Source organism: Nitratireductor aquibiodomus (assembly GCF_900105565.1).
GTDB classification, from domain to species: domain Bacteria; phylum Pseudomonadota; class Alphaproteobacteria; order Rhizobiales; family Rhizobiaceae; genus Nitratireductor; species Nitratireductor aquibiodomus.
In genome coordinates, this window is record NZ_FNSL01000001.1 from 1,345,867 (window position 1) to 1,372,806 (window position 26,940).

General features: G+C 61.0%; 25 protein-coding genes. 4 read left to right on the forward strand and 21 right to left on the reverse strand.

The genetic code is table 11. The features are described 5' to 3' along the window. Positions 1-50: 50 nt before the first annotated feature. From BLW55_RS06465 to BLW55_RS06535, 15 genes are all read right to left on the reverse strand, one after another. On the reverse strand, positions 51-1,520 hold the full coding sequence (locus BLW55_RS06465; protein WP_177175033.1) for an N-acyl-D-amino-acid deacylase family protein: 1,470 nt from the start codon (positions 1,518-1,520) through the stop codon (positions 51-53). Positions 1,521-1,531: 11 nt separating this feature from the next. Continuing rightward, positions 1,532-3,187, reverse strand: a complete 1,656-nt coding sequence (locus BLW55_RS06470; protein WP_090327637.1) for an ABC transporter ATP-binding protein — start codon at positions 3,185-3,187, stop codon at positions 1,532-1,534. Next, on the reverse strand, positions 3,184-4,095 hold the full coding sequence (locus tag BLW55_RS06475) for an ABC transporter permease (RefSeq protein WP_025029122.1): 912 nt from the start codon (positions 4,093-4,095) through the stop codon (positions 3,184-3,186). Before BLW55_RS06475 ends, BLW55_RS06470 begins: the two co-directional genes overlap by 4 nt. Before the next feature lie 8 nt (positions 4,096-4,103). Next, positions 4,104-5,045, reverse strand: coding sequence for an ABC transporter permease (locus BLW55_RS06480; protein WP_025029121.1), 942 nt, complete (start codon positions 5,043-5,045; stop codon positions 4,104-4,106). A gap of 7 nt (positions 5,046-5,052) precedes the next feature. Then, entirely contained in the window at positions 5,053-6,651 is a 1,599-nt protein-coding gene (locus tag BLW55_RS06485; protein ID WP_090329906.1) for an ABC transporter substrate-binding protein, read from the reverse strand. Between the two features lie 70 nt (positions 6,652-6,721). Further along, positions 6,722-7,987, reverse strand: a complete 1,266-nt coding sequence (locus BLW55_RS06490) for a D-amino acid dehydrogenase (RefSeq protein ID WP_090327639.1) — start codon at positions 7,985-7,987, stop codon at positions 6,722-6,724. Beyond that, entirely contained in the window at positions 7,984-9,648 is a 1,665-nt protein-coding gene (locus tag BLW55_RS06495) for a thiamine pyrophosphate-dependent enzyme (RefSeq protein ID WP_090329907.1), read from the reverse strand. The genes BLW55_RS06490 and BLW55_RS06495 overlap by 4 nt, the downstream gene beginning before the upstream one ends. A 4-nt stretch (positions 9,649-9,652) precedes the next feature. After that, positions 9,653-10,309 carry a TetR/AcrR family transcriptional regulator gene (locus BLW55_RS06500; protein ID WP_007008682.1) on the reverse strand — a complete coding sequence of 219 codons (657 nt, stop codon included), beginning with the start codon at positions 10,307-10,309 and terminating at the stop codon, positions 9,653-9,655. Beyond that, positions 10,296-11,234, reverse strand: a complete 939-nt coding sequence (locus BLW55_RS06505; RefSeq protein ID WP_425286762.1) for a DUF6963 family protein — start codon at positions 11,232-11,234, stop codon at positions 10,296-10,298. Before BLW55_RS06505 ends, BLW55_RS06500 begins: the two co-directional genes overlap by 14 nt. Before the next feature lie 275 nt (positions 11,235-11,509). Further along, complete coding sequence (locus BLW55_RS06510; RefSeq protein ID WP_090327640.1) at positions 11,510-12,148, reverse strand: 2-dehydro-3-deoxy-6-phosphogalactonate aldolase; 639 nt, start codon at positions 12,146-12,148, stop codon at positions 11,510-11,512. 2 nt (positions 12,149-12,150) lie between these two features. Continuing rightward, on the reverse strand, positions 12,151-13,071 hold the full coding sequence (locus BLW55_RS06515) for a 2-dehydro-3-deoxygalactonokinase (protein WP_090327642.1): 921 nt from the start codon (positions 13,069-13,071) through the stop codon (positions 12,151-12,153). Between the two features lie 10 nt (positions 13,072-13,081). Beyond that, positions 13,082-13,870, reverse strand: a complete 789-nt coding sequence (locus BLW55_RS06520) for an SDR family oxidoreductase (protein WP_090327643.1) — start codon at positions 13,868-13,870, stop codon at positions 13,082-13,084. Positions 13,871-13,953: 83 nt separating this feature from the next. Next, positions 13,954-14,904, reverse strand: a complete 951-nt coding sequence (gene araH, locus BLW55_RS06525) for an L-arabinose ABC transporter permease AraH (RefSeq protein ID WP_007008677.1) — start codon at positions 14,902-14,904, stop codon at positions 13,954-13,956. 11 nt (positions 14,905-14,915) lie between these two features. After that, complete coding sequence (araG, locus tag BLW55_RS06530) at positions 14,916-16,427, reverse strand: L-arabinose ABC transporter ATP-binding protein AraG (RefSeq protein ID WP_007008676.1); 1,512 nt, start codon at positions 16,425-16,427, stop codon at positions 14,916-14,918. A 105-nt stretch (positions 16,428-16,532) separates the two neighbouring features. After that, positions 16,533-17,516, reverse strand: a complete 984-nt coding sequence (locus BLW55_RS06535) for an arabinose ABC transporter substrate-binding protein (RefSeq protein WP_090327644.1) — start codon at positions 17,514-17,516, stop codon at positions 16,533-16,535. 214 nt (positions 17,517-17,730) lie between these two features. Here BLW55_RS06535 and BLW55_RS06540 point away from each other — a divergent pair, with 214 nt between their 5' ends. Continuing rightward, positions 17,731-18,453 carry a FadR/GntR family transcriptional regulator gene (locus BLW55_RS06540; protein ID WP_036539206.1) on the forward strand — a complete coding sequence of 241 codons (723 nt, stop codon included), beginning with the start codon at positions 17,731-17,733 and terminating at the stop codon, positions 18,451-18,453. Positions 18,454-18,472: 19 nt separating this feature from the next. Further along, positions 18,473-19,621, forward strand: coding sequence for a galactonate dehydratase (gene dgoD, locus BLW55_RS06545; protein WP_025029116.1), 1,149 nt, complete (start codon positions 18,473-18,475; stop codon positions 19,619-19,621). Between the two features lie 38 nt (positions 19,622-19,659). Here dgoD and BLW55_RS06550 read toward each other — a convergent pair whose 3' ends face one another. The 4 genes from BLW55_RS06550 to BLW55_RS06565 all read right to left on the reverse strand — a co-directional run bounded on the left by BLW55_RS06550 (position 19,660) and on the right by BLW55_RS06565 (position 23,439). Beyond that, positions 19,660-20,466 (reverse strand): amino acid ABC transporter ATP-binding protein, encoded by an 807-nt coding sequence (locus BLW55_RS06550; protein ID WP_025029115.1) that lies wholly within the window; start codon positions 20,464-20,466, stop codon positions 19,660-19,662. Then, entirely contained in the window at positions 20,463-21,413 is a 951-nt protein-coding gene (locus BLW55_RS06555; RefSeq protein ID WP_007008671.1) for an amino acid ABC transporter permease, read from the reverse strand. The genes BLW55_RS06550 and BLW55_RS06555 overlap by 4 nt, the downstream gene beginning before the upstream one ends. Positions 21,414-21,451: 38 nt before the next feature. Next, on the reverse strand, positions 21,452-22,312 hold the full coding sequence (locus BLW55_RS06560; protein ID WP_090327645.1) for an ABC transporter substrate-binding protein: 861 nt from the start codon (positions 22,310-22,312) through the stop codon (positions 21,452-21,454). 110 nt (positions 22,313-22,422) lie between these two features. Then, on the reverse strand, positions 22,423-23,439 hold the full coding sequence (locus BLW55_RS06565) for an isopenicillin N synthase family dioxygenase (RefSeq protein ID WP_090329908.1): 1,017 nt from the start codon (positions 23,437-23,439) through the stop codon (positions 22,423-22,425). A 98-nt stretch (positions 23,440-23,537) separates the two neighbouring features. Between BLW55_RS06565 and BLW55_RS06570 the strand changes: the two genes are divergently transcribed. Together BLW55_RS06570 and BLW55_RS06575 are read left to right on the forward strand one after the other, a co-directional pair. Then, the gene (locus tag BLW55_RS06570) at positions 23,538-24,482 is read left to right on the forward strand and encodes a nucleoside hydrolase (RefSeq protein ID WP_090327647.1); all 945 of its coding nucleotides are present in this window, start codon (positions 23,538-23,540) and stop codon (positions 24,480-24,482) included. 112 nt (positions 24,483-24,594) lie between these two features. Further along, complete coding sequence (locus BLW55_RS06575; protein ID WP_090327648.1) at positions 24,595-25,245, forward strand: TetR/AcrR family transcriptional regulator; 651 nt, start codon at positions 24,595-24,597, stop codon at positions 25,243-25,245. A 24-nt stretch (positions 25,246-25,269) separates the two neighbouring features. On the opposite strand, the gene BLW55_RS06580 is transcribed toward BLW55_RS06575, so the two are convergent. After that, on the reverse strand, positions 25,270-26,010 hold the full coding sequence (locus BLW55_RS06580) for a copper homeostasis protein CutC (RefSeq protein ID WP_177175035.1): 741 nt from the start codon (positions 26,008-26,010) through the stop codon (positions 25,270-25,272). After that, the gene (locus BLW55_RS06585; protein ID WP_177175036.1) at positions 25,991-26,893 is read right to left on the reverse strand and encodes an ROK family protein; all 903 of its coding nucleotides are present in this window, start codon (positions 26,891-26,893) and stop codon (positions 25,991-25,993) included. The genes BLW55_RS06580 and BLW55_RS06585 overlap by 20 nt, the downstream gene beginning before the upstream one ends. Positions 26,894-26,940: the final 47 nt, after the last annotated feature.

The window sequence follows — 26,940 nt, forward strand, 5'->3', positions numbered from 1 at the left end:
CCAGAATGGTCGTGAAAGAGGAACCCGGAATTGTCAAGAACGGTATGCGATCAGGCGGTGGCCTCAGCCTTTCGGGATCGTCGCAGCACACGGCCAGGGCGTGCGCCAGTTGATTGCCCCTCCCGCCAGACAATCGTTCCATTGACCAGAACCGCCTCTATGCCTCTGGCAAGCGTCTTGGGGTTTTCAAACGTGGCGCAGTCGATTACGGTGTCCGGGTTGAAAAGGGTGATATCCGCATACGCCCCTTCCCGCACAACGCCACGATCAGCAAAGCCGAATTCAAGCGCGGCGAGACCGGTCATTTTGAACACGGCCGTCTCAAGCGGGAAGAGGCCGATATCGCGGCTGTAATGTCCGAGCACACGCGGGAAAGTCCCCCAGAGGCGCGGATGAGGGTTCTCGTCATGCGGCAGGCCGTCCGACCCGATCATGGTCGGTACGTATTTCAGGATGCGCTGAACATCATCCTCATGCATCCGGAAATAGACAGCACCGGCCGGCTGCAGGCGCTGAACGGCCTCTTCAAAACCGCACCCCATGGCTTCCATCACGTCATCGAGGGTCTGTCCGGCATATTGCGGCAGCGGCCGCGACCAGGTGATCACCGTCTTTGGCGAGTTGCGCGCGTGATCAGCCGTAAGAATGGTCGAGGACGCGGTATAAGGATAGCAATCAAGACAAACGGGCTGCTCCTTCATCTGCTTGTCGATCAGGGCCAGGGTTTCGACCGACCGGCCATGATTGTTGACGCCCGCGAGCTTGTGGTGCGAAATCAGAAGCTGCACCCCGACCTCGGATGCGATCCGGAAGGATTCTTCAAGCGACTCCATCGTGTGGTCGCCCTCGTCGCGCATGTGTGTTGCGTAGAGCCCGTCATGAGCGGCCATGGGCCGGCAAACCTCAATCACCTCCTCGGTGGTTGCCGCCTGCGCCGGTGGATAGGCCAGCCCTGTCGAAACGCCGATGGCACCCGCCTGCATTGCCTCTTCCACAAGCGCCTGCATCGCCGCAATCTCCGAGGGCGCCGCTTCGCGGTTGAGGTCATCCATGGCAATGGCGCGCAAGGTCGTATGACCGACGAGCATTGCGCTGTTCGTCGCCGCCGGCTGCTCTTCGAGCGCGCCCAGATAATCAGCGAAAGTCCTGTAGCGATACCAGTCACCGGTCTCATCAAGCAGATCGAGCGGCGGGGTCACAGGCTTGCGCACCGGCTCGGGCATGGGCGCAAGCGAAATGCCGCAGTTGCCGCCCACAACAGTGGTGACGCCCTGACTGACCTTGGCCGTCATATCGCCGGCCGAAAGCAGGATGCGATCGTCATGCGTGTGAGAATCGATGAAGCCGGGAGCAAGGATGAGACCCGTCGCATCAATCTCGGTCTCCGCCCGGGCGCCGGCAAGATTCCCTATGGCAGCGATACGGTCGCCCGAAACGCCGACATCGGCCGCGTAACGCTCGGCGCCGGTTCCGTCGATGACAAGCGCGTTGCGGATCAGGATGTCGAAGGCCTGCGGCATGGTGTTTTCCTTCATAGTGGGAGCGGGCGGAAGTTCTGGAAATCCCAATGGCGACCCGGCGCGGCCTCCAGCAGCAATCGGGTGTAGGGCTGTTTTGGGGAAGTCAGCACGTCGGCGGCGGGGCCGAACTCGACGATCTTCCCCTTCTGCATCACCATGATCGTGTCGCAGATCTGTGCGGCCACTCTCAGATCATGGGTGATGAACAGCACACCGACACCGGTCTTGCGGCGAATATCGTCGAGAAGCTCGAGCACCTGCGCCTGAACGGACACATCGAGCGCGGACACTGCTTCATCGGCCACCAGAACATCTGGCTCCAGTGCCAGCGCGCGCGCAATGCAGATGCGCTGGCGCTGGCCGCCCGAGAACTGGTGCGGATAGCGTTTCAGGGCATCCGCCGGCAGGCCGACCAGCCCCATCAGTTCGCCCGCACGGCGCAGCGCCTGCGCGCGGGCCACACCGAAATTCGTTAACCCCTCGATAATGGATTCGCCAACGGTCAGGCGAGGATTGAGGGAGCGGAACGGGTCCTGAAAAACCATCTGGATGCGTTTGCGTACAGAAAGCAGCGCCGAGCCTCGAACAGCGGCAATGTTTTCTCCGCAAACGACAACCTCGCCCTGCGTCGGGTCCTGAAGACGCACAATGCAGCGCGCGACCGTGGATTTTCCGGACCCGGATTCACCGACCACACCCAGAATCTCCCCCCGGCGCACGGTCAGGTCGACATCCACCGCCGCCGCCACTTCACGCCTGGCACCGAGGAACCTTTTCTGCGCGTAGACCTTGCCCAGCCCTTTGACCGACAGCACGATGTCGCCGTCATGGGCTTCGCGCGCCTCCGGCACGAGGCTTGGAACCGAAGACACCAGCATTCGGGTGTAGTCCTTGTCCGGGGCGGACAATATCTGCTCCCGCGTCCCGATCTCGACGACTTCGCCCCGGTTCATCACCACCACGCGGTCGGCGATGTCGGCTACGACGCCAAAATCATGGGTGATGAAAAGCACAGCCGTGTTGTGCTTTTCCTGAAGTTCGCGGATCAGCAGCAATATCTGCTTCTGGGTGGTGACATCGAGTGCCGTGGTCGGCTCATCCGCGATCAGAAGCCGGGGCTCGAGGATCAGCGCAATGCAGATGACCACCCTTTGCCGCTGCCCTCCGGAGAGCTGATGCGGGTAGGAACTGTAAATGCGTTCCGGCTCAGGCAAATGCACGGCTTTCAGCATCTCCATGACCTTCTCGCGCCGAGCCTTCCTGCCCATACGTTTGTGGATGCGCAGCACTTCGTCGATCTGCTCACCCACGGTCTCGACCGGGTTGAGCGCTGTCATCGGCTCCTGGAAGATCATCGCCATTCTGGTTGCGCGCAGGGCACGCAGGCGTTCCTTATCCGCTTCGAGAACGTTTTCGCCATCGAGGTCGATGCGCCCGCCTGAACAGTGCAGCGCTTCGCGCGAAAGAAGCCCCATTATGGAGAAGGCGGTTACCGATTTGCCCGATCCGGATTCTCCCACCACGCAGACCGTCTCTCCCGGATGCACCGTGAAGCTCACGTCGCTCACCACCTTCGCCGAGGGATTTCCAGCAAGGCTGACGGCAAGATTGCAGACGTCGAGCACCGGCCTCCCGGTTTGCGCCAGATCGTTTTTCTGATTGCTCATGTTCTCTTCGCCATCTTGGGATCGAGCACGTCACGCAGCACATCGCCGAGAATGTTCACGCTCAAAAGCGTGAACGCCAGGATGATGCCGGGATAGAGGACGAGGCTCGGATAAAGCTGAAAATACATGCGACCGTCGGCCATCATGTTTCCCCAGGAGGGGATTTCCGTGGGCAGGCCGGCTCCAAGGAAACTAAGGGTTGCTTCCGTCAGAATGGCGGAGGCGAATATGAAGGTCCCCTGCACGATCAGCGGCGCGACCGTGTTCGGCACCATATGGCGGATCAACAGCCGATAGGTCGGCGTCCCGAGCGAGATCGCGGCCTCCACATAGGCTTCGGAGCGCACATTGAGAATGATGCTGCGCACCAGCCGGACCACACGCGGAATCTCCGGCACGGTGATGGCCACGAGCACGGTCACCAGCGACGCACCCGTCAGGGAAACAAGCGCAATGGCAAGCAGAATGCTGGGGATCGCCATGATGCCGTCCATCACCCGCATGATGAAGGTGTCGGCGAAACGGATGTAACCCGCAACCACGCCGATGATCAGGCCGACCACAAGGCTGGCTGCCGCCGCACCCAGACCAACGATCAGCGAAACGCGCGCGCCAAAAAGCAGACGCGAATAGACATCGCGCCCGAATGCATCATTGCCCAGCCAGTGCTCGGCCGAAACGCCCGCAAAGCGCTGTAGCGGATCGATCGCAATCGGATCCGCCCTGATCAGGAACGGCGCGAAGACGGCCAGAAGCGAGACCACCGTCAGCACGACGAAGGCCAGGAAAACGGGAACGCTTCTGAGGGAAAGAAGCATCTGCGCTGCAAGGGATGACCTGTCACCGCGCGTCGGCGCGCGCGCTGCCGGTTCTGCAAGCAGCTCCCCCTGAATTGTATTGTTGCTCATCGTGATCCTCAGTAGCGGATGCGTGGATCAAAAACGGTGTAGAGAATATCCACCGCCAGGTTGATCAGGACGTAGGTGAACGAAAACAGCAGGATGAGTCCCTGAATGACGGGATAATCCCTGGCCAGCACCGCCTCCACGACCAGTCGCCCGAGCCCGGGAAGATTGAACACGGATTCAGTGACCACCACGCCCGTGATCAAAGACGCAACACCGATGCCAATCACCGTGACGATGGGCACTGCCGCATTGCGCAGGGCATGGCGCAGGAGCACGCTGGTCTCCTTCGCGCCTTTGGCACGGGCGGTGCGGATGAAATCCTCGCCCATCACGTCGATCACGCTGCTGCGGGTCATGCGCGCCACAAGCGCGATATAGATGCCACTCAGGGCGAGCGTTGGCAGGACAAGGCGCTGGAAGAACGGCCACAGACCCTTATCGACGGAACTGTACCCCTGCACGGGAAACCATCCGAGTTTGAGCGCCATGGCATAGATCAGAAGATATCCGATGACGAATGTCGGAATGGAAAACCCGAGCACGGAGAAGGTCATTACCGTGCGATCGAGCAACCCGCCGGGATTGCGCGCGGCGACCACCCCCATCGGGATCGCAACGACGATCGTCAGCAGGATGGTCAGGACCGCGAGTGAAAGCGTCGGTCCGATACGGCCGCCGATCATCTCTAGAACCGGCGTGCCGGAGAGCAGCGACACGCCCAGGTCTCCCTGGGCGAGCTGCTTCATCCATACATAGAGCTGGACCATGATCGGCTGATCCAGCCCCATGCTGCGGCGGATCGCCTCCAGTTGCGCACCGGAGGCGTCGTCACCGGCAAGGATGGCGGCCGGATCGCCAGGCGTCAGGCGAAGCATGGCAAAAACCACGACCGCGACCATGGCCATCACCGGCAGTGTCGCCACTGCCCGTTTGATGACATAGGAAAACATATGGCTATTACTCCGCCGCTTTCTGGATGTTCCAGAACAGGGTCACCGGCGCTTCCAGAAATCCGGTCCATTCGCTGTCATAGGCGGCGGGAATGCGGAACTGGCCAAGCGGCCCCACCACGCCCTTGTCGATGGCAAGTTTCTGGATTTTGGCGGCAATGGCCTTTTGCTCTTCCGCATTCGCCGCTCGCGCGTAGTCAAGACGCAGCGCCTCGATCTCCGGCACATCCGGCCAGCCGGCCCATGATTTGCGACCCGCTGTCGACAGCGTGGTGTTGCCGAACGGATCACCGCTGGTTGCCAGAATGCTGTAGGTGGAAAAGGCGTTCCAGCCGCCCTCCTCCGGAGACTTCTGGTTGCCCTGCTGGGTCACCACCGTTTGCCAGTCCATGGTCTTGAGGTCGACATTGAACCCGGCCTTGCGCCAGGCATCGGCCATGACAATGGGCTGTGCCGCCAGCATGGCAATGTCGGTTGGCTGAAGAAGCACGACCGGCGTACCATCGTAATTGGCCTCCTTCAGAAGTTCCTTGGCGCGCTCAATGTCCGCGCTGACGACCCACTCTTCGCCATAAGTGTCTTCATTGGGATTGCCGCAGCCCATGACCGCCGCGCAGGTCTGGAAATATTCCGGGTTCCCCACAAGCATACGCAGGACATCTTCCTGCCCCACCGCCGCCATGGCGGCCTGGCGGACCAGTTCGTTGTCGAAAGGCGGGTGAAGATGATTCATCCGGAAATAGGTCCACGAGCCAAGTTTGTCGATGACCTTCACATCGATGCCATCGGCAGCCTCTACCAGAGGCAGAAGGTCGAAGGGAATCTGCTGGATGAAATCGATCTCGTCATTCTGCAGCGCATTGATGGCCGTCATCTGGTCGGGCATCGTCACCCATTCGACCCGGTCGACGTTCACCACCTTGCCCCCGGCGGTCCAGCTCGGCGGCTCATCCCGCGGCACATAATCCCCGTTCTTTTCGTAAACCACACGCACGCCCGGCTGGAACTCCTCTTCGATGAACCGGAACGGACCCGAGCCCACATATTCTGTGATCGGCTGAGAGCCCGGCGTTTCTGCCACACGCTTGGGCATCATGAAAGCAGGGCGGGAGCTAAGCTTGGAGAGGCCCGATAGCAGGAGCGTCGTCGGCTGCGTCAGCTTGATGACGAAGGTTTTGTCGTCGGTCGCGGTGATGTCCTCAACCATTGTCATCAGCGCCAGTCCGGTGGTGTCGACCCCACCCCAGCGCTTGATCGAGGCAATGCAGTCCTCAGACGTCACCGGCGCACCGTCATGCCATTTGAGACCATCACGCAGTGTGAAAGTATAGGTCTTCTTGTCGTCGGAAACCGTCCAGCTCGCCATCTGCGGCTGCACCTTGAACTCCGAATCGACGCCGAGAAGCGTGTCGTAGATCATGTAGCCATGATCACGCGTGAGAAAAGCAGTGCTCATCACCGGATCCATCACGCGGAGGCCCGACATCATCACGGCCTTCACCGTCTCGGCCTGCGCCCCCGTCGAGGCCGCGACTGGAACAAGCACGGAAGCGGCGCAAAGCAGGGCACGGCTTCCGCGTAGCAAACTCTTGCAAGACAAGATCATCATTATTCCCCTTTGTGGTTGCATTCCAATTCCGCCGCCCGGTTTCGCCGGACGGATCTCGTCAAACGCGCTAATGGAGCGCGAAAGCATTTCGTTGAACGGCACAGGGCCGGCCGGTCAGGCGATCGGCGAGGAGCCGGGCACTTCCCGCAGCAAGGGTGAAACCGAGCATGCCGTGACCGGCGTTGATCCAGAGATTGCCGCACGGCGTCGCACCGATAAGCGGTGTGCTGTCTGGCCGGGCGGGACGCATCCCCGCCCACACCTTCGGCTGAGCCGCCGGGGCAAGCTCCGGCAACAATGCGTTGACCTGAGATTTGAGAAGATCGATACGCCGCGCGGTCACGCCGGAATCCCGATCCCCGATGTCGACCATGCCCGCAACACGCAGCCGATTGCCGAGGCGGGCGTAAACCACTTTGCTGTGAATGTCGCTGACGCTGCGGGCGGGCGCACGGCTCTTCTCCGTCAGCTCATAGGTCAGGCTGTATCCCTTGAGCGGATGGATCATCGGGTTGAAGCCCGCCGCCAATCCAAGTTTCTGTGCACCGAGCCCGTTTGCGATGACATAGGCGTCCGCAGACAGCGAGGGCCCATCGGTCTCAAGGCCGACGACCTGCTGCCCGCTGAAGCGAAAGCCCCTTACTTCGGTGTTGAAGCGAAAGGTTACATTGTGCGGGGCGGCCGAAAGCTGGCGGTGCATCTGGACACACAGCTTGAGGCAATCGCCTGCGTCTTCCTCGGGCATGAAAATGCCACCGACGATTCCATGACCGCCTGCCTGTAAGGCAGGCTCCATTTCCAGACAGTCGCGCCGGCTCAGAATCCGCTGTCCACCGGTTGTGGCATCGTGCATCTGTAACTGCCGGCAGGCGAGCGCGTAAGCTGCCTGATCCTGATAGACGAGCAGCTTTCCGGTGGAGGAGAAGTCGAAAGCATAGCCTTCGCGTGCAACCATCTCGCGCAGAAGCGCCCGGCTCGAGAGCCCGAGCTCCAGCATGTCGCGGGTCGTGCGGTGAACCGTTGCCCGACGGCACGCTTTGAGGAATGCCAATCCCCAACGCCACTGCGCAGGGTCGGCACGCAGCCGGAAATTCAGCGGTGCATCCCTATCCATTAACCAGGATGGCAATTTGGGCAGGACTGCCGGATCGGCAAGCGGCGCGACGAAGCTGTAGCTCAATTGGGCGCCATTGGCCCTGCTCGTCTCAAGTCCCGGTTCAGCGTTCCTGTCCACCACTGTCACTGTGTAACCGTCGCGCCTCAGAAAATAGGCGGTCATCAGGCCAACAATGCCGGCGCCGATCACCAGGACGTGTCTGTGCCCTTCGTTCATGCCGCGCTCCCGCGCAACGCCGCGATCGTTGCGCCCGCCGAAATGTGCTCCAGGCTCGTGCGAACGGTGATGACGGCTGCGCACCGGGCCTGGACTGCGGCCTTGAGGGCACCCTCGATCTGCGAGGCGTTGTCCACCGTGAGGCTCAGCGTTCCAAAAGAGGATGCAAAGACCGGGAAATCCGGGTTTGTCAGGCCGGTCATGCCGATCCGGCCGGGGAAATGCTTTTCCTGATGCATGCGAATGGTGCCGTAGGAGCCATTGTCCGACACGATCACAATCGGCTTCGCGCCATAATGCATGGCCGTCGCCAGTTCATTGCCTGTCATCAGAAAGCCGCCGTCTCCGACAAAGCAGACAACCTGCCGCTCCGGATGCCGCAGGCTTGCGGCCACCGCCGCAGGCACGCCATATCCCATGGCGCCAGAGGCGGGTGCCAGCATCATTCGACCGCCACCGAAACGCATCAGGCGCTGGACCCAGCCACCGAAGTTTCCCGAATCGATGGTGATGATCGCATCGTCGGCCAGCAAGCGGTCGGCAGCGGCGACAAAGTCACCAAAAACGACGCCGTCCTCCACATCCCCGGCACCCCGCCATTCGCGCAGCGAGCGGGCAACCGCGTGAAGCGCTGCACTCCAGTCGGTGTGTTGCGATGCCGGCGCATCGGGCGCCACGGCAAGAAGCTGTTCGAGAAATATCCGGGGCTCCGCCGCCAGCCCCATTGCGAGCCCCCGTACATGGCCGACCGCCATGGCATCGGGCCAGATCTGCACCACCTTTTGCGCCGGCAGAGGTGCGGCCGGAAAGGTGTAGCCCTGCGTCGTCACATCACCGAGCCTTGTGCCGACGCCGATGACGAGATCGGCCTTTGCAATGGCTTCGGCAAGCGCGGCCGGAGCGCCATAGGCGAGATGGCCCGCAAACTGCGGATGATCGTTTGGCAGAAGGTCGGCATGCCGCACAGCCGTTGCAACGGGGATGGCAAATGCTTCCGCCACGGCCTTCAGGGTCGTCTGCGCTGCACCGGATTTGAGCAGCCCTCCAGCGATCAGCAGTGGCCGTTCGACATCCGCGATCATATCCCGGACACCGATCATGTCCTGCTGTGAGGCAGCAGAACGGGCAACACGGTTGACCTGAACGGCGGGCGCTTCAACCAGATCTTCGAGCATGTCTTCCGGGAGGGCGACGACCACGGGCCCGGGCGTACCGCTCGATGCGGCGTGGAATGCCGTGGCTACGGTGTCGACGAGGCGGGTAGCGTCATTGACTTCGACAACCCATTTCGCGACCGAGCCGAAGACCCTCCCGTAATCCATTTCCTGAAACGCGTTCATCTGTCGATGCGCGCGCTCCACCTGCCCGATGAACAGCACGAGAGGAACGGCATCCTGCTGGGCGGAGTGAACAGCGATCGCCGCGTTCATGGCGCCCGGCCCGCGGCTTACAAAAGCAACGCCTGCACGGCCGGTAAGCCGCGCATCGGCCAGCGCCATGAAGCCCGCGCCGCTTTCATGCCTTGTCGTCACGACCGAAACGGCAGGCTGCTCGACAAGAGCGTCAAGCACGCTGAGATAACTCTCTCCAGGCACGCAGAAAACCCGGTCTATGCCGTGAACCCTGAGCGATTCCACCAGAAGGTCGGCAGCACGCTTCATCAATTTACCCACCCTTCCCGGTGTCAGCGGATGGGCGTTTGCCCTCCAGCGTTCGGAGCGATTTTGATTTCAGATCCTCGGGCAAAGACGCTGTCAGGTGTTCGACGGCCTTCCAGAGCCGATCCCAGCCCTCCGGCGTGCGAAGGGGGACACCGAGGAAGTACTCTTCGGTTTTTGCGCGCAGCATCAGATAGAGAATGCCGGCCAGCATGATGCTGACCACGGCGGGCACATCGGCTTCCTCCGTCAGACCGTCGACACGGTCGATGAAGGCGCGTGCGGCGCTTTCGCGTCGATCCGCCAGTTTGGCGCTGACATCGTTTCGCTCAATCAACTCCCAGCGGCGGACCTCGCAAAGCGGCTGATTGTTGGCCAACGCATCGATCTGCTCGCGCAGCATGGTCAGGATGAGATCAGCCGGCGGGCGTTCGCTCGATTCGTTGCCCTTCACGACGCTGGAACTCTTGGTCCAGAAATCCTGCTCCTGCATCCAGGTCAGCATGAGACCCGGCATGCCGTCGAAATAGCGATAGATCAGCTCCTTGCTGACACCCGCGCGCTTGGCCACGGAGTTAACCCCGACGCCGGCCATGCCGGTCTCGCAGATCTGCTCCTCCAGCGCCTGAAGGATGGACCGCTCGGTCCGCTCACGCCGTGACATTGCTTCTCCTCATCATCATGCTTCTTTGAACGGGCAAACCGTGAGGATGGGCCAGTCCATCCGCCAGACGGGCAACCAGTTCCGTCTCCGCGAAGCCGACTAGCTGCCCCTCCTGCCAGACCTCGGTGGAAAGGTAGACAGCCGTCCCCAGGCGACGAGCCTTACACACGCGCGGGTCCGCACTCTGCAGCGCAACAATCCGGCCATTCAGATCAATGTGGACGCGGTCACGCGCGGCAGCCTCGACGGTGACTGGCGCTTCCAGCCGGATGATCGCGTGGCCGGCCTGTGTTCCGGTCAGTTCCTGCCAGGCGAGCTCACCGAGAACCTCCGCCAGCGCCTGACACGTCCCGGTGGCTGCGAAAATTGAGTTGTGAAGCAGCGAAAATCCACAGCCCCCCTCTTCGCGGTGCGCCTGTCCGAGATCGTCACGCCGCAACACTCTGCCGGAATTTCCGGTTCCCAGCCGTCCATCGATGGTTACGGCGATCAACCCGGCATCGAGCTCGGGGTCCTGGGCGAGCGCCGCGTCAACGCTGACTTGCGGCGTCTCACCACCAGCCAGTTTCTCCAGAACGGCACTGTTGACGGACACGCCATCGGCCAAAACGCTGTTGGGAAGACGATGCCCGGTCACGAGACCGGAGCCGGCCCGCCCCACGAGGAACTGGGTTAATGGCTCAGGGCGGTCGGGTCCGCTCGAGATCGCGGCCGCGCACCGGGCCCAAAACCAATCCTCGGGAAGGTCGAGCGAGGAGATTCCGCCATTCTGCGTGGTTCTGTAAGCAACCGAACCATCGGCCTCGATAACCGCCAGCACGGCAAAGCCGCCAATGGCTCCACGGCCATAGAGTTCCGCCGCTGAAACGGTTGCCCGAATGGCTGCCACAGAGCCTTTGCCATATGCCGCAATTCCGATGGTCAAGACCGAACCTCAGCAGATTTTCAGGAGGTCGACACCTCCCGTTTGCCAAAATGTGAACACCTGGTCACATTTGAAAGCTAGTTCTAAACTCACGGCCTTGTCAATCGATCAAAGCGAATGATGTTGTGTTTGATGAACAGAGATCGAGCATGCTGCCAACCGGGTCTGCCGGGGCAGTGGTACGCATGACCAGCCGAATGAGAGGGACCCCACCGGGACCCCGGTCGGCGCGGGTATTATCTCCCGAGACCGACCTGGCAGCCGCTCAATGAAGCTCAGTCTGCGGCGGCGCGATCATAGGCTTCGACGGTCTTGCGAGCCCTGACGCGAACGGCGTCGAGTGCATCACCAGGCCGGTAGAGACCCGTCCCAAGACCGAAGGCGCGCACGCCGATCTTGAAATAGTCGCCGAACGAAGCATCGGAAACACCGCCAACAGCACAGACAACCGCTTCTTCCGGCAAAATTGCTTTGATGGCTGAAATGCCGGAAACACCCAATGCAGAAGCCGGAAAGAATTTTAGCGCCGAGGCACCGCTTTTGTGCGCGAGAAGCGCTTCGCTGGGTGTGAAGACGCCGGGCATGGAGACCATGCCAAGCGCCACGCTGCGCCGGATCACATCGGGATCCGTGTTCGGGCTGACGACCAGTTGGCCACCGATGTCCGACAGCCGGTCGACATCCTCGACGGTGAGCACGGTGCCGGCGCCAATGAGCGCCCGGTCTCCGGCAATAGCAATGGCCGTTTCGATGGATTGGAACGGGTCGGGCGAGTTCAGCGGCACCTCGATGGAGGTGATGCCCTCGTCGATCAGCATCTCGGTCATGGCCGCGACCTCCGAGGGGCGAATGCCACGTAGGATTGCCACCAGGGCCCGCTTCTCCCCCGGCCAGATAATATCTCGTTCTGCCATGATTACTGGCTCCAGATTCGTTTCGCCGAGTTGAAAAGCCCGACCCGTGAGGCTTCGCCAGCGTCTTTCAACGCGACGCTGAAACCCTGGCGCTCCAGGGCGGTCCGGTAAAGCGCATCGACCGGGTGAGACGCGATCAGTATGACATCCAGACCCTCCCCGTAGAGCCCCCGCGCAGCGGATATTTCTCCACCGATCAGAAGACCGGAAAGTTGTGCACCGCCATCAGCGCGCTCCTCGAACCCCAGCAATTGTGCCGCGCGGACCCCGAAGAGACCGGAGAGCGCGGCATGCGGCTGTACCGTGGTGCGCTCGAGCGCGGACAGGAACGCCGCATCATCCGCCGAAACCGCCCGATCTGCTTCAATCGCGTGCCGAAGGATTCCATGCTTCGTCAGGAGCGAGAACAGCTCTCCGGTCATGAAGCTGCTGAAATGGGTTACCGTGCCGTTTTCGATCTTTACCCATTTGCTGTGCGTGCCGGGCATACACACCAGCGCATTGCCATTCTCGCCCACCGCGCCCAGCAATTGCGTCTCTTCGCCACGCATCACATTCGGCGCCTGCGGATCATTGAGCGAAAGGCCGGGCAGGATGCGCACATCGCCCTCGGTGTTCGAAACCCGCGCTGCCTGTGCCGAAAGCGCCATGAGGCTTGCGGGAACCTCCATATAGGGAGCCTCCAGCCAGCCCTGCCTTGCACCCGCCATACCGCAGATCAACACAGGCGTGCGGGCAGGCGTACCCACTTTTGCAAGATGAGCATCGAGAACCGGCGCAAAGCCCCTGCCCACGCAATGCATCATCCCCTCATTGCTGCTGCTGGAGGCGATGACAGTGCCCTCATCATCCAGAAGCCAGAGGCGAAAACTGCTCGTGCCCCAGTCAACGGCAGCGCAGAAGGAACGGGAATGGTCAGTCATGAAAATGAACTCAGGCCGGATGCTGCAAAACGCTCAGACCACCATCAATAACGAGGCACGCGGCATTCATGAAGGGACATTCGTCGGAAATCATGAAAACCGACGCCATGGCGATCTCGCCGGGCGTTGCTATCCGACCGCCCGGATGCATGGCCAGCGTCTCGGCGCGCGCAGCCGTAGGATCGGGAAAACTGTTCCAGTAGTCGACGTTTTTTTGTGTCTCCACATAGCCTGGCGCGATGGCGTTCACACGCACCCCTCTGCCCGCATATTCCAGCGCCAGCGCTTTCGTCATGCCCAGAAGCGCATGCTTGGCCACGGGATAGGGAAACGTATGCGGAATGATCGTGAAACTGTGGGTAGAGGCGATGTTGAGAATGGCGCCACCCCCCTCCTCGATCATACCGGGAAGCAGCGAACGGCAGCAATGCCATGCCCCCTTCAGATTGATATCGAAGCAGCGCGCCCATTCTTCGTCGTCGGTCTCAAGCGGTTCATGGAAGACGTTGACACCGGCATTGTTGATAAGTGCGTTGGGAACGCCGATGGCCTTCCTGGCTTCACCGGCTGCAGCCCGGATGGCCGCGGCATCCGAGATGTCGGCAACGGCATGGGCGAGCCGCCCGTCGGGAGCACCGAGTTCGCCAACCGCCTTCTCCAGAAGCGACGCGTCCCGGTCCACTAGAAACAGAGAGGCCCCTTCACGCAGGCAGGCTTCAGCGATCGCCCGGCCTATGCCCTGGGCAGCACCTGTCAAAAAGATGCGCTTGCCGCTCAGCCGCCCCTGTCCGGATGTCATGCCATGCCTCCCCGTATCCAATGCGCTGCCGCCCGCTTCCCGCACGTCCGGCCAGACCTCTTGTACAAACAGTCACCCCTGAATCAACGCCGACCGATCGCGCTTGACCGCATATTGTCGAGCAGCACTGCAAGCAGGAGGATGAACCCACGCACCACATATTGATAGAAGGCCTGAATGTTCAAAAGGTTCATGACGTTCTCGGCTATCCCCATGATCATCACACCGACGATCACGCCGGTCATCGTCGCGCGGCCGCCGGCCAGCGATACGCCGCCCAGAACACAGGCCGATATCACTGAAAGCTCAAGCCCCGTCGCCGCGTTGGGCTGGCCGGATGTGATGCGGGAGGCAAGCAGGATGCCAGCCACCGCGCAGATGAAGCCCTGCAGGGTGAAAATCCAGATTCGCATCCAGTCGACATTGACGCCCGCAAGCCGCGAAGCCTCGGGATTCCCCCCCATGGCGAGCGTGTTCTTGCCGAACACCGTGCGATTCAGGACAAAGCCAAAGACGACAAACAGCGCCGCCAGAACCCAGATCGGTGTCGGAACGCCCAGAAACCTGGACAGGGCGAGCTGATAAAAACTGGGATCGTCGATGCCCACAGCCCGCCCATCCGACGAGATGAGCGCAAGACCGCGCACGATCTGCATGGTTGCCAGCGTCGTGATCAGCGCATTGATGCGGAACTTAGCGATGACGACGCCATTGAAAAGCCCGACGAGCGCGCCCGCAGCCAGCGCCGTCAGAATGCCCAGAAAGATGGAGCCAGTCGCGTTGGAGGCCATAACCGCCACCATGCCGCAAAAGGCGACATTGGAGCCGACGGAAAGGTCGAAATCGCGCGCCGCGAGACAGAACATCATTGTGCAGGCGATCACACCGACCGTAACCACGGACTGTAGAAGACCGAGCATGTTGCGTTCGGTCAGGAAGTTGGGGACCGTCAGCGACACGAGCGCGAAAGCGAGAATGAAGATTACAAGCAGTCCCTGGTCGCCCAGGATGAGCTTTTTGATGGAAGTCGTCATCGTGAAGCCTCTTAATCGACCGACGCAGCGGTCACCTCGTCCGGCAGCGCGGCGGCGAGGATGGATTGTTCGTTGAAGCCAGCCCGCCCGATCTCTGCACTGATGCGCCCTTCGCACATCACGAGGATACGGTCGCAGATGCCCATGACTTCGGGCAGTTCGCTGGAGATGACGACGATGGCCATCCCCTCCTCCGCGAGCTGATAGAGAATGTCGTAGATTTCGGATTTGGCGCCGACGTCGATACCCCGTGTCGGTTCGTCGACGAGCAGAACCCTGACACCCTTTTCCGAGAGCCAGCGGCACAGGATAACTTTCTGCTGGTTTCCGCCGGACAGGTTGATGATGTCCTGTTTGCGCGACGGCGTGCGCACCCTGAGCTTCTTCAGAAAGGTTTCGGCCACCTGCCCTTCCTGGCGCAGGTCCAGCACACCGAAGCGTGTCAGATGCCGGCGCGAAGAAATAAGGATGTTCTCTTCAAGCGAGCGGCCCTGGATGATGCCGTCGAACTTGCGATCCTCGGAGCACAGAACGACCCCCTTGCGGATCGCCTCCGCCGGCTGGCCGGAGGCGATCTCCACGCCACCGACACGCACATGGCCGCCGGCGCGCGGATCGGCACCGCTGATCATGCGCAACAGCTCCGAGCGACCTGCCCCGATCAGACCGAAAAAGCCGAGGATTTCACCCCGACGCGCCTCGAAGGAGGCAGGAACAGGCAGCTTTTCGCCATGAACACTGTCCACTTCCAGTTCGACCGCCCCGACGGGACGAGAGCGCCACCCCCAGATGTCGCTGATTTCCCGCCCGACCATTTCGGACACGATCTGATCTCGCGTCACCCCCTTGATCGTCTCATGGTGCGCCGCCAGCCGGCCATCACGCAGCACCGTAAGGCTGTCGCAGAGGCGGAAGACTTCGTCCAACCGATGGGAAATGTAGAGAATAACGCGGCCATCCTCCCTCAACCTGTCGATCAGGGAAAAGAGGATCTCGCTCTCGCGTGAGGAAAGCGAGGAGGTTGGTTCATCCAGTGCGATCACGCGGGCATCGAGCATGACGGCTTTGGCGATTTCCACCATCTGACGTTCGCCGATGGAAAGCTCTGCAACCTTGCGCGTCGGATCGACCGAGATGCCGGCAAGCTCGAGCTTGCGCCGGACATCCTCATACATGGCGCTGAAGCCGATCACGCCGCCGGTTGCCGGAAACCGTCCAAGGCAGAGATTTTCTGCAACGGTGAGCCCGGGCACAAGCTGCAGTTCCTGGTGAATGACCACCACGCCCGCATCGAAAGCATCGCGGGTCGACTGATAGTGCTGCGTCTCGCCATCGAGGCGCACCGTGCCCTCATCGGCAGCGGCGTCACCGGAGAGAATGCGGATCAGGGTGGATTTCCCCGCTCCGTTTTCTCCCATCAACCCGTGAACTGCCCCCTTCCGAACCCCGAAGGAGACGTTGGAAAGCGCTTTGACGCCAGGATAACTCTTCGAAATGCCGGAGAATTCGAGATAGGCAGACATAAAGCCGGCTTCCTCCAAAGCATAGCCAGTGTCGGAAACCCGCCCTCACGGGCGGGAAGAAGGGCGCCGGCGCGGCTCACGCGCCGGCGCTACACGAACAGTTGCCTATTCGATGCCAAGGTCCTTGCGCACGTCCTGATAGTTGTCGCGCACGGCCAGAGCGCCGGACGTCAGGATCAGCTTCTCCGGCTCCTTGTCGTCAACGATCCAGTCATACATGTTGAGCGCGGTTTCGTAGCCATGGCGTTTTGGCGAAATGATCACAGTTCCGAAGAAGCCGGTCGGCTCGGGCTTCCTGAATTCGTTGATCGCCGAATCCGCACCGCCGATACCGACACCGATCATGGCGTCCGCTCCGATGCCCACGCCTTCGGCAGCCCGCACCGCGCCAAGAACGGCTTCGTCGTTCAGACCGAAGGCGACCCAGTGCTTGATGTCCGCGCTCTTGTTCAGAACCACGGTCGCCGCGTTGAGAGCGGCTTCGGTGTCCGTGCGCGCCTGCGGCGCATCGAAGATGTTGGCTTCCGGAAAGCCTGCCTCTTTAAGCTTGGCAATGGCACCCTCAACCCGATCAACCGCCGTCGGGAGCTGATCATAGGACACCCGGATCGCACCTACCTCGGTCATGTCCCAGCCACGATTCTTGATTTCGGCGACGATGGCTTCACCCGCCGTTTCGCCGATCTTCACGGCTGAAATACCCATGTGGGGTACATCGGCGAGAGGCTCACCATCGGAACCGACCAGCCTGTCATCGACAGTCATCAGCTTGAGACCATTGGCCGCCGCCTTCGCGACGATGCCCGGTCCAAGCTTCACATCAGGCGTGCAAATGACAAACCCCTGCACGCCTTGAACGCCCAGATTATCGATGGCGGACATGACTTTTTCGCCATCCTCGGCACCGATCTTGACGAGCGTGAAGCCTTTTTCCGAAGCTGCGATATCGGCGAATTTCCACTCGTCCTGAAACCACGGCTCTTCCGGCTGCTTGACCAGAAATCCGATCTTCACGTCATCGGCCAGCGCCGACCCGGCCAAAAGCGTGCCGGCAATCGCAGCCATCGCTGCAGTTTTCAAAAAGCGCATGAGAACCTCCCTGTTGCTCTGCGACGCCCTCCTGAGAGCGTGGGAAAATTACGTCCAATCATCATATTAGTCAATTGCATTTGTATGATAAATAATGATACTGGTTTGACAACATAGAAAAGACGGCCATGACTGCCGACAAAATCCAAGCTCGGCTTTGTCAAAAGCGGGCGGGCAACAATGCGGAGGCAACCGGACAGTGACCGTTTCGACCATGGAAGTTCCAGCAGGCAGATCAACCCGACCACGCGTCCGCCTGTCCGTCGCTCAATCCATCGCCCGGGACATCTTTTCTGGAAAGTTCGCCGAGGGGACGAACCTGCCGCGTGAAAACGATCTCTGCGAAGAATACGGCGTCAGCCGCACGGTCATTCGCGAAACGCTGAAAATCCTTCAGGCGAAAGGGCTGGTGGTGAGCCGCCCACGCATTGGCACCATCGTGTGCAGACAGGATGAATGGAACATTCTGGACACTCAGGTTCTCGAATGGATAGGCCCCAATCTCGACAGGATGGGACTTGTGGACTGCATTCTGGAAGCGCGCGGTGCCATCGAACCGATGGCCGCTGAGCTGGCGGCCCGGCGCGCCACCATGCAGGAGATAGCAGACATTGAGGCGGCATGGCAGGCGATGGCGGCTGCCGGCAACGATGTCGAAGCCTTCATCGCCGCAGACATCGTGTTTCATGAGCACCTTCTAAAGGCCAGCCACAACCGCATTTTCCAGCAGTTCGGCGCGCTCATGGATCCGGCGCTGAACTTCATGCTCTCCACCTCGGCGCATTCAGCAGAAAACCTTGAAGAATCAATCGGCCAGCACGGCGCGCTGGTCGAGGCGCTGCGCCTGAGAGACGCGGAAGGAGCACGCAAACTCGCCCTCGCCTTGATCGCCAAGGCAAAGCACGATGTGAGCGCGGCCCGGTCCGTCAAGCCATAACGGGAAAAGACACGTTTTCATGAAGATCACCAAACTCACCACGTTCCTCGTTCCGCCGCGGTGGCTCTTTCTCAAGATCGAGACGGACGAGGGCATTTCCGGCTGGGGCGAGCCTGTTCTGGAAGGCCATGCGGCAACGCTTGCTGCCAAGATCGAGGAGTTCTCCGATTTCCTGATCGGCGCCGATCCCATGCGGATCGAAGACATCTGGCACATGCTCTACCGCAATGGCTGCTACCGGGGAGGCCCGGTTCTGATGAGCGCCCTGTCAGGTATCGACATGGCGCTATGGGACATCAAGGGGCAATATTACAACGCTCCCGTTCACGACCTCCTGGGCGGTGCTGTCCGCGACAGGATCCGCAGCTATTGCTGGATCGGAGGCGACCGCCCCTCGGATCTCGTCGCCGGCGCGAAAGACCTGATGGATCGCGGCTTCACTGCCTGCAAGTTCAATGCCTGTGCCGAAATGCAGATCATCGACAGCTATAAAAAGCTGGATGGCGTCGTCCGGCAATTGTCGGATCTGCGTTCTGCGGTCGGTACCGAGATGGATCTCGCCTTCGATTTCCACGGCCGCGTTCACGCGCCCATGTCGAAGCAGTTGCTGAAGGAGATAGAGCATCTAAGGCCGATATTCATCGAAGACGCGGTCGATTCCGCTCATATCGGCACGCTGGCCGATCTTTCCCGGCAAACGTCGATCCCGCTGTGCATCGGTGAGCGGCTGCATTCGCGCTTCGACTTCAAGCCGGTGTTCGAACAGCGGGCAGCAAGCGTAATCAACCCGGACACCGCACATGTCGGCGGGATCTCAGAAATGCTGCGCATTGCACACTGGGCCGAAGCCTATGATGTCGCCCTTGCACCGCATTGCCCGTTGGGACCGATCGCGCTGGCCGCCTGTTTGCAGGTGGATGCCGTATGCCACAATGCCTTCATTCAGGAGCAGAGCCTCGGCATCCACTACAATGCCACCCAGGACATGGCCGACTATCTCGAGCCAGGCCATGGTTTTGAACTCAAGGATGGTTTTCTCAAAATCCCCAGGGGGCCCGGCCTCGGCATTCGGGTGAACGAGGATTTTGTGCGAAAGCAGACAGAGATCGGGCACCGCTGGCGCGCACCTGTGTGGCGTCACGAGGACGGATCAATCGCTGAATGGTGACCCGCCCTGGACAGAACGTGCTTCGGAAAGGCGGCCCCTCAGAGAACCTTTGAGAGGAACTCCCGCGTCCTCGGCGATTGCGGGTTGGCGATCATCTCACGCGGATCGCCCTGCTCGACGATCACGCCGCCATCCATGAAAATAAGCTGATCGCCGATTTCGCGGGCGAAGCCGATCTCGTGGGTGACAACGACCATGGTCATGCCGGCTTCGGCGAGATCACGCATCACCTGCAGAACCTCACCCACAAGCTCGGGGTCGAGTGCGGAAGTGGGCTCGTCAAAAAGAAGCACCTTGGGCTTCATCGCCATGGCCCGGGCGATGGCCACGCGCTGCTGCTGACCGCCTGACAATTCCCGCGGATACCGGTCGACCTTGTCGGACAGCCCCACGCGCGCCAGCAGCTCCAGAGCTTCAGCCTTTGCCTGTTCCGCCGGCATCCGACGCACATGGATGGGCGCTTCGACCAGATTCTCCATCACCGTCATGTGAGAGAACAGATTGAAGGACTGAAACAGCATGCCGATCTCGGCGCGCCGCTGGCAAAGCTCGTCGTCCTTTACCTCGTAGAGACGATCGTCCCGCAGATCGTACCCCACAAAGGCGCCATCAACGAGAAGAATTCCACCAGTCAGTTTCTCCAGATGGTTGATGCAGCGCAGAAACGTGCTTTTTCCGGAGCCGGACGGGCCGATGATGCATGCAACCGAACCGGCCGGTACATCGATGTCCACGCCCTTCAGCACCTCAAGCGGACCATAGGATTTGCGCACGCCGCGGGCAAACACCATGGAGTTTTCCGGCACGCCAAAGCGCGCGCGATTTTCGCTTGGCGTGTTGCTCATGCTGAAAATTCCTTGGCGCGGGATCCGAATGCATTGCGAATGACGCGCAGTGCCCATGAATCCGTCCGGGTCTCGCTGCGGCCGAAATGGCGCTCCAGAAAGTGCTGCCCCACCGACATGATGGAGACAACCGCGAGATACCAGACCGCAACCACGATGAGCAACGGGATGGTCTCGAAGGTGCGCGCATAGATCGACTGCGCCGAATAGAAAAGGTCATCGACCGCGATAAAGGTCACGAGCGAGGTCATCTTGAGAAGATTGATCGCCTCATTGCCCGTGGGCGGCACGACGAAACGCATGGCCTGCGGCAGGACAATGCGTTTCAGGATGTTGCGATAGGGCATGCCGAGCGCGCTTGCTGCTTCCGATTGCCCCGAAGGCACCGACTTGATGCCCGCGCGGATGATCTCGGCCATATACCCCGCTTCACAGAGCGACAGGGCGACAACGGCAGAGAAGAACGGCGTCATGAAGTCATTTGTGCGGATCGAGAACACCTCGCCGACAAACGGCAGCGTCAGCGAAATCTCGCGGACCAGAAGCGCCAGATTGAACCAGAAGATGAGCTGGATCAGCGCCGGGACACCGCGAAAGAACCACACATAAGCCCCTGCGAAACCACGCAGGACGGGGCTCGGAGAAACCCGCATGACCGCCACCACCGTGCCAATGATGATGGCCAGCGCCATGATCACCACGGTAAGGATCAGCGTGTTCAGCAGACCGCGCATGATAGAGGGATGGAAGAGATAGCCTGCGGCTGTCTCCCATCCAAAAGCCGGATTCACGGCGAAAGCGCGCAGAATGAAGAACGAGAGCACCAGGGTGAGTGCGGTACCGATCCATATGCCATAGTTGCGGCGCGGCACCACGACGAGACGGTCGACATCCGCGACCAGGGAGGATGGCTGGGGGCGAGTTTCGCTCGCGTCGACCTTGCTCATCGTTTCTCCAAATTCACTGCAATGACGCTATGGGCCGATCACTCGGCCCGCAGCGCTTCCATGTCACCGACGAAATAGGGTTCCTTGATCGCATAGGCGCCCATTCCGTATTTCTCGAGGATAGACTGGTAGGTGCCATTCTCGAACAGTTCGGAAAGGGCCGAAACCATCATGTCGGCGGTCGGCTTGTCGTCCTTGGCGATGGCAAGGCCGAGCGGCGCAACGTCATAGAGCGTCGGCAGCACGACCAGCTGGCCCTTGCTCGTGACCTCGAAATAGCTGGAGGCGGTCGCATCGTCCATACGCGCATCAACGCGGTCGGCAAGCACCGCCTGGATAATGTCCGTTGAGGAATTGAACACCGACTTGTCGATGGGCTCGAGCCCCTTCTCCGTGCATTCGGCGGTCAGCTTGTCGACGAGGAAGTCAGACGCACTGCCGGCCGAAACGCCGACGCGCTTGCCGCAAAGAGGCAATTCCCCTGTGAACTCGTCCTTCTTTTCCGGTGATGTGGAGGCGGCAATGCCGGCCTTGATGAACATCACGAAATCGACCTGCTTCAAACGATCCGGATTGGCCGAGAAGGTTTCCCAGGCAATCTTGAAGCGACCGGCAGCCAGACCCGGGATCATCGACGGGAACGGGGTTCGCTGAACATCAAGCTCGGCATCCACAAGTTTGGCGACTTCGCCGGCCAGTTCGATGATGATGCCGGTCGGCTTGCCATCGGCATCGAGATATTCGAATGGCGCAAAGTCGATCGTGTTTGCGACCGTCAGCTTGCCCGTCTCTTCGACCTCCGGCGATTTCGAAACATCGGCAGCCATCGCCGAAACGCTCCACCCGCCAAGCAGGGCGGCGAAACCAGCGCATGCGAGTTGCTTAAGATGCCTGTTCATACCCGTTCTCCTCTCAATCCATTCTTATATGCCGAAGCTCGGCTGCATAACCCTTTGCAAAACGGCCCTGGCGTCCCTTGGGACCGTCAGGGCCGCATCACCTCCGCCTGTCAGCGCGCAGCGCTCTCCTGGGCTGCCTGCTTCTTGCGGTAATGGTAGTTCTTGTCGATCCGCTCCATCAGATAATCGCCATAGAGCACCGGCTCGTATTTCGCTGCGGCACCTTCCGCGACGCAGGCCGGCAGGGCTTCGATCAGAGCTTCCATCGACGGGTCGAAAAAGAAGGGCTGCGAATAGCGCTCGCGGCCCGAACGGTTGATCACGCGGTGCGGCGTGGAAACGAAGACGTCGTTCGACCAGCGGGCGAGAATGTCGCCCACATTCATGACAAAGGAATTGGCGATCGGCGGCGCCGGCACCCAGTCTCCGGCCTTGTTTTTCACTTCAAGTCCCCCGACGTCATCCTGCGCGAGCAGCGTTATGAACCCATAATCCGTATGTGGCGCAGAGCCGAAAAGCCCCTCTTCCGCCTTCTGCGTGGGATAGTGCAGAAGCCGCAGGAAGGTTGTCGGGTCGTCGAAATGGGCGTTCAGTTCGTCCGGCGACAAACCGAGCGAGATTGAAATTGCACCGACCATCTTGCGGGCCAGCGTGGTCATCTGCGCGACATAGCGCTCGATGGTCTCACGGAACTCCGGCAGTAGCGCGGCGTCCGGCCACTGGTTGGGCCCCTGCAGCGGCTTTTCTGCAGCAACACGCGGGTCGTTTGCATCGACCTCGTGCATGAAGAAAATCGATTCGCTCTGGTTCGGCTTGCTGACGGTGGCAACCGAAGAGGTAACGATCGTGGAACCGGCAAAAGGCAGATAGCCGCGGAAGTTCCTGTCGATCCGCAGCTTCAGTTTTTCCTCTTCCGGAAGAGCAAAGAACTGCTTGCTCGCCTCACGCACGGCCTCGATGTCGGACTGAGAAATCTCATGGCCCACGATATAGAGGAAGCCGATATTCTCCAGATAACCGCGCAGAGTTGAAGCAACCGCGCGCACCGCGTCCTCATCGCCTCCATAGAGACCGGAGACGTCGAGAACAGGAATTTCGGAGAACTCGCCGCGTGTAATCGTTGACATGACCACCATCCCAGCTTGAAGATACCATACAGTACTGTATTTATGCATATCAGATTGTGGTCGGCAATAGCCGCAGCAGACGGAATTGGATAACGAGCATGGCGCCACGGAAAATCATCATCGATACCGACCCGGGACAGGACGACGCGTTTGCAATCCTGTTCGCCCTGGGTTCTCCTGAAGACCTTGAAGTGGTCGGCATCACAACCGTCGGCGGCAACGTGCCTCTTTCGCTGACCACAAAAAACGCACTCAAGGTCGTGGAACTGGCGGGACGCCCGGACGTCCCCGTCTTCGCGGGGTGCCCGGCGCCAATGGTGAAGAAGCTGATGACAGCGGAATACGTCCATGGCGAGACCGGCCTCGACGGCGCGGAACTGCCCGAACCGGCAACCCCCGTACAGGACGAGCATGCAGTCAACTGGATGGTGCGCACGATCATGGCCGCGCGCGAAGGCGAGATCACCGTATGCACGCTTGGGCCGATGACCAACCTCGCCATGGCCATGACCATGGAGCCGCGTATCGTCCCGCGCATCCGCGAAGTGGTGCTGATGGGGGGCGGTTTCTTCGAAGGAGGGAATGCGACGCCTGCGGCGGAGTTCAACATTTTCGTCGATCCACATGCAGCTCACAAAGTGTTCCATTCGGGCGTCCCGGTCACCATGGCGCCGATTGACTGCACCTACACGGCGCAGATGACACCGGAGTGGCTTGGAACCCTGCGCGCCACGGGCAGCCGCGCGGCCCTGGAAGCCGCCAACATGGCTGAATTCTATTGCCAGTATGGCGATCACAAATTCCCCACCAGGGCGCGGCCGATCCACGATGCCTGCGTGACGGGCTATCTGCTTTCCCCAAATATCTATGAACAGCGCCAGTGTTACGTGACCGTCGATATTTCGTCATCCGAGACCATCGGCATGACCGTCGTCGACTGGTGGCACGTCACCGGGAAAGAGAAGAACGTCAATGTGCTGCGGCGGATCGAACCGGCGCCGTTCTTCGACCTGATGCTCGATCGCATCAGCGCACTCCCATAAGGCATGGGATGACCGCGCGCGCAACTTCTGCTAGCGGAAGCCGGGTCGCTATGGTCCAATTCTGAGTTCTGCCTGGCCCGGGCCCGGCAACCCATTCGAAGTGGAGACAGCGTTGGCAAGAAAGACGAATGCAAAACTCGCCTCGGACCCAAAGTCCTCACCGCGCCAGACGCTGAGCCGCGAGGCCTGGGTAAAAGCTGCGCGAAAGGTGCTGGAGAAGCGCGGCATCGCCGAGGTCAAAATCGACCGGCTCGCCCGTCACTTCAAAGTCACGCGCGGAAGTTTCTATTTTCACTTTTCCAGCCTGAAGGATCTCCACGACGAACTGCTGAACGAATGGCGCCGCGCGAACTGCGCGCCCTTCGAGGCAAAGCGCGACGTCACCGACATCGATGGCCTGCAGTTCTTCACAGAGATCGTTCATATCTGGGTGGACGAAAAGCCCTTCAGCCCCTTGCTGGATCTTGCAGTACGCGACTGGTCACGCACCTCCAAAGCGCTCGGCAGAGAAGTGGCGGCCATGGACGACCTGCGCATCACGCTTCTTCAGCGTGCCTTTCGCGCCATGGGCTACGGCCCGGAGGAAAGCCTTGTGCGTGCCCGGCTGACCTATTTCCATCAGATCGGCCAGTACGCGCTTTCCTTCAAGGAAGACCCTGAACAGCGCAGGCGCCATGGCCCGATCTACGGCAAGGTTCTCCTTGCACCGCTCGTGCAGGAGCCCAACCTGCCGAAGGACTGGCAGGACACGGAGGGCAAATAGGCCCGCGTGTCCGAAGCCCGGCGCTCAAGTCTCCTTCGGTCCGGAAATGCGCTGCAAAACAGCCTGCATCTCACAGATACGCCGCGCCGACGTTCGCCGCTCCACGGGCGACGTGAAACCGAAGCGGGCCAGCCTGTCGTCGGCGGCCATTGCTTCACTGCAGGAGGCATGAAACGAGCGGATGCCGGTTGAGCGCGCGATCGCTTCGACATTCTCAGTCGAGACACCCGACCCGGCCATGATCTCGATGCGCGCGTCCGCATGGGTATGCATGGCAGCAAGGGCATCCTTCCCCTCCAGCACCGTCAGGGCGCCGCCGGAGGTCAGGACTCTCTCAAAGCCAAGCGCGACCGCAGTCTCGATTGCCGCCAGCCGATCCTCCACCGTGTCGATCACGCGGTGTAGCGTGCGGCCCATGCACGCACTCGCTTCGCATAGCGCCGCAAGCGTTCGCTCGTCGAGAAGGCCGTCAGCGGTCGCCGCACCCAGCACCACACCGGCGAGGCCGGCATCGCGCGCCGCTGCGATGTCATCCAGCATCAGCGCAACTTCGCACTCGCTGAAGCAGAAATCGCCCTGGCGCGGCCGGATCATGGCATAGGCCGGCACATTGCATTTCGCCGCTGCCCGCATCAGGCCCGGCGAGGGTGTCAGCCCGCCAAGTGGCAGCGCGGAGCACAGCTCGATCCTATCCGCCCCGCCCTCAACGCAGGCCTCCACGCCTTCAAGCGTGTCCACGCAAACCTCAAGCGTTGCCCGCATCATGTGCCTCCCTTGCAAAGATTGCAGCGCCCACCAGCGCCTTTTCCGCCCCGCCCAGAACCGGGACAAGCAGCCGTTCGCTGCGCTCGATCAGACAGCGCTGGCGCACCTCCGCATCAAGCGCTTCAATGAGTGCTTCATCCTGTGCCAGCCCGCCGCTGACCGGGATGATGGACGGATCGACCATGTTGACGATGTTGGCCAGCGCGCCGCCGACAATGTCGAGGAACACATCAACGGTGCGTGTCGCCAGCTCCTCACCGGCATGCCATTGCGCGAGGATCGTCACGCTGTCGCTCTCGATGCCGTGCAGGTGCCGGTGCAGCCGCTCGATGCCACGCGCGGCGCCCAGCGTGTCGACGCAGCCCACCTGCCCGCAGCCGCATTCAATCGCCGGCAGCACGGTGCCCGTGCGCATGGCGCTGGCCGGTCCGTGGCCCCATTCGCCGGCATTGCCGGTCGCACCCGTCATCACGCGGCCATCGATCACCACCGCGCCGCCAATGCCCGTTCCGATGATTGCGGCAAGCACCTGCCGGTGCCCGATGCCTGCGCCCGTCTGCGCTTCGGCGAGCGCAAAGGCATTCGCATCATTGATGACATAGACCGGGCGCGAGAGTGTTTCGCGCAGATCCTCCGCCACGTTGCGGCCGGTGATGCAGGGAATGTTCGCGCTGCGCGCAAGCCCGGTCACGGGATCGATCACCGCCGCGATGGAGATGCCCACCGGTGCATCGCCCTCTCCCGCCATCGCCTTCACCGTTTCGCGGAAAGCGTCGTAATCGCGCGCGGGCGTCGCCTGCCTGCCGCGAATGACCGGCCTGTTGTCCGATCCCATGTCGGCAACGACGGCCTTGGACCCGCCGATGTCAAAACAACATATCATTTCAATTCTTTCGTGTTTGATGGCATAAGGCCGCGAAGGCCAGAACA